Annotated in this window: 1 protein-coding gene; it reads left to right on the top strand. The window is 40.2% G+C overall.

Going from position 1 to position 829, the window contains the following annotated elements; genetic code table 11:
- Positions 1 to 86: 86 nt before the first annotated feature.
- Positions 87 to 829: POTRA domain-containing protein (locus ACFIM6_RS10020; protein WP_375612688.1), on the top strand; the 743-nt coding region annotated here is incomplete at its 3' end.

Here is an 829-nt window from a genome sequence, read left to right as displayed (position 1 = left end):
GTGCTTTTGTTAAAAGCGTTATAGGGCAGTGGCTGTTTTGAGTGGATTTATTAGCGGTTCCATGAAGTTCTTTTAAAGAGTGCTTCATGAATAATGCAAAGCGGGGGCAATCTGTATTGTTATTGATATTTTTACGCCAAAGTTCTCTTTTGAGAATTTTTCGTGCCATTGTTGTTTTCTTTGGTTTGTTTACAGGTGTAAATGTTTATGCGCGCTCCTCAGCTATTTTTCATTCCCCAACAGATAATTTTTCTCGCCAACAATCTGAGAAGCAGCAATTAGAAAGAATTGAGAAATTACGCGCTTTAACGCCTAAAAGGATCAAGACGCCTTCAGAGCAAAATCCAGAAACGCTTTTGGGTGGGAAGCAATGTTTTCCCATTCATGCTGTTGTTGTTGAGGGAGTGCACCATGTCAAAAAGCGCTCTATATCAGCCGTAACAGAGCCTTATGTTGGAAGATGTATTGGTCTTTTTGATATTCAGCTCTTAATCAAGAAGTTAACCAAAGTTTATTTGGATCAAGGCTATGTAACGGCGCGTTTTTATATTCCTGATCAAGATATCAAAAACAGCAAGACGCTCAAATTTGTTGTCGTTGAGGGGAAACTTTCAGAGATTTACTATAATGGTTCACCGACGTCTCGTTATAATAATGTTGTATGGAGTGCTCTTCCTGGGCTTCAAGGTCATGTTCTGAACATGCGCGATATTGAACAGGGGCTTGATCAGATCAACCGTTTGAGTTCAGCACACGCTCAAAGCGAACTTCTTCCAGGGCGTGAAGAAGGGAGCACCATTGTCAATATTAACAATCATCCCGATAAAAC

The sequence above is a fragment of the Bartonella sp. AA9NXGY genome (assembly GCF_042196845.1).
In the GTDB taxonomy this organism is placed as follows: domain Bacteria; phylum Pseudomonadota; class Alphaproteobacteria; order Rhizobiales; family Rhizobiaceae; genus Bartonella.
This window is presented reverse-complemented; position numbering and strand designations above follow the sequence as displayed.